The sequence below is a fragment of the Candidatus Hydrogenedentota bacterium genome (assembly GCA_018005585.1).
GTDB lineage: Bacteria > Hydrogenedentota > Hydrogenedentia > Hydrogenedentales > JAGMZX01 > JAGMZX01.
The window spans coordinates 1-2,254 of the sequence record JAGMZX010000037.1 but is presented as its reverse complement, the minus strand read 5'-3'; the positions used below and the strand labels follow the sequence as shown (position 1 = coordinate 2,254).

Sequence of the window (2,254 nt, the reverse complement as noted above, 5' to 3'; positions counted from 1 at the left end):
CGCCTGCAGATTACGGGCCGCGCGGAGATGGTGCAGATCGACTACGACGCCACCGGCGGCATCCGGCTCACTCTGCCCGACTCGGTCCTGTTCGACCCGGCCAGCGCCGACCTGAAGCCCGCCGCGGCGCCAATCCTCCAGGAAATAGCGGCGCTGCTGGCAGACCTTCCCGCCGCGTTTATCGAGGTCCGTGGTCATACGGACAACAGCCCCTTGATAACCAGCGTGCGCTATCGGGATAATCATGACCTGAGCTACTGGCGCGCCGATGCGGTGGCGCGGCGCTTGGCCGCACAAGGCGGCGTTCCCCTGAATCAGTTGGAGGTTGTCGCCTGCGGCGACGGGCAGCCGGTCGCTCCGAACGACACCCCGGCGGGCCAGGCCGCGAACCGGCGGGTCGATGTCTTTATTCGCGGTATCGTGGAGCGGGAGCGCGTCAGGACCATCAAGGAGCGGTTCGAGACGCAAGGCGGCGTAACGGAACAGCCCGAGCCGGGTGGTGTGGATTTTTCGACTCTGGAACGGAGGTGATCCGTCATGAAACGAGAGGCACGGTCGGGACACCGGGCGCATAATTCGGGGCTCGCGCTCTGGCTCGTCATCGCTATCATCGCTATGCTCTCCGCCGTCATTGCCTTGACGCTGTTCTTGTTCGTTATCCGGCCCATGGTAAGCGACGGCGGTGAAAGCCAGACACAGACGGGGCCCGGCACCAATTTCGTCGAGTTCAAGGACCTGCAGGTGACGGGGTTGCCTGATGACCCGGACGGCACCTCGCCGATCCTCATCCTTTCCATTACGTTGGCGTGCAAGAATCCGGAGACCGTTCAGGTGATCGAGGCCAACCGGCCCCATTTCGAGGGAATGCTCGTGGACCTCTATTCTTCCAGGACGCATCGCCAGCTAAGCGACCCGCTGGAGAAGGACTTGGTGCGCGAAGAGGCTTTGCGCCAGGCCAATGCCTTGTTGAAGGAATGCGCACCCGCGATGGACTTGGCCGTTACGAAGGTGTTGCACCGGAAATACACGCTGGTCGAGCAATGAGCCAAACTGACCCACATGCCGGCGCGCCCGGGCCGCCTTATGAGAGCGAACTGACTCCGGTTGCGGGCGCTACCGAGCACTTGTCCGTTACAGACTTGCGCCATGTGCGACTGAACGTGACCGCGAACTTGGGCAACTGCTCCTTGCTCGTTCGTGATGTTCTGGAACTGCGGCGCGGCAGCGTCCTGGCGATGGACAAGATAGCGGGCGAGATGATTGACCTTTATGTCAATGGCATCCCCTTTGCCAAGGGGGAAGTCGTCGTGTTGGGCGATTCGTTGCATGTGCGTATCGCCGAGATCATTAATCCCCGGGGGAACTATGAACTATGAAGTCTCTTGTTCCCGCAGCCGGACTTGCCCTGCTGGTAATGGCCTTCAGCACAGCCGCGCAGGAATCCCGGCCGGCGCCGCGTGACCGCGCGTCTTTTGTGCCGGCGGCAAAGATGTTCCTGGAAACGCCGTCCGTGCCGGGCGAATCCACGAAACCCGCGGAGGGATTGCCGCTGAATAGCTATGCGCCGGCTCCTCCTCCGCAGCCTCCTCCGCAGCCCCCGCCGCAGCTTGGACCGCCTGAGGCTACACAGCCTGCTTCCACAGTGGACAGGCCAGCCTATATGGCGCGGCTGGACCGCGAGTATGAGGGCGGCACCGGGGCGCCGGGCGCGGCGGCGGTTACGGAAGATGCCGGCCTCTCGCGGCGGGTGCTCCAGGCGCTTATGTGGCTCTGTTTGATTTGTGCCGGCATCCTGGCCGGCGTGTATTTGCTGCGGAAGGCCGGCCGCCGCACCCCGTTGCTGGCCGGGCAGCAATACGGCGAGGTGCTGGGCCGGCTGTACCTGACGCCTCGCGTGTGCCTGCATTACGTGCGGTCGGGAGACCGGGTCCTGCTCATCGCGGTCGCTCAAAACACGGCCCAACTGATCACGGAGTTTGACGCCGAGACGTTTCTGGCCGGTTCCGGTCCGGACGGGGGACTTCCCGCCCCGTCGAAACGCTTTCTGGAACGTCTGCGCGCCAACCTGGCAAGTGAAACGGAATCGGCCTCCGGTCCGGATGATGAGATTGCGGCCCTGCGCGGGGATATTCAGCGGCTGCGGCAACATTTGCAGGAACGAGCCCGTGACGCGCGCGACTAAGACGCTTTTCCTGCTGTGCCTCGCATTGAGCGCCACGGCCCCGCTTCCGGCACAAGAGGCGGAGACCCCGGG

At 63.9% G+C, this 2,254-nt stretch carries 4 protein-coding genes; all 4 read left to right on the top strand.

Annotation, left to right across the window (positions count from 1 at the left end):
- The coding region (locus KA184_08415; protein ID MBP8129593.1) for an OmpA family protein at window positions 1-531 on the top strand (531 nt) is incomplete at its 5' end.
- 6 nt (window positions 532-537) lie between these two features.
- Entirely contained in the window at window positions 538-1,044 is a 507-nt protein-coding gene (locus KA184_08410; GenBank protein ID MBP8129592.1) for a flagellar basal body-associated FliL family protein, read from the top strand.
- On the top strand, window positions 1,041-1,376 hold the full coding sequence (locus tag KA184_08405; protein MBP8129591.1) for a FliM/FliN family flagellar motor switch protein: 336 nt from the start codon (window positions 1,041-1,043) through the stop codon (window positions 1,374-1,376). Before KA184_08410 ends, KA184_08405 begins: the two co-directional genes overlap by 4 nt.
- Window positions 1,373-2,182, top strand: coding sequence for a flagellar biosynthetic protein FliO (locus KA184_08400; protein MBP8129590.1), 810 nt, complete (start codon window positions 1,373-1,375; stop codon window positions 2,180-2,182). Before KA184_08405 ends, KA184_08400 begins: the two co-directional genes overlap by 4 nt.
- Window positions 2,183-2,254: the final 72 nt, after the last annotated feature.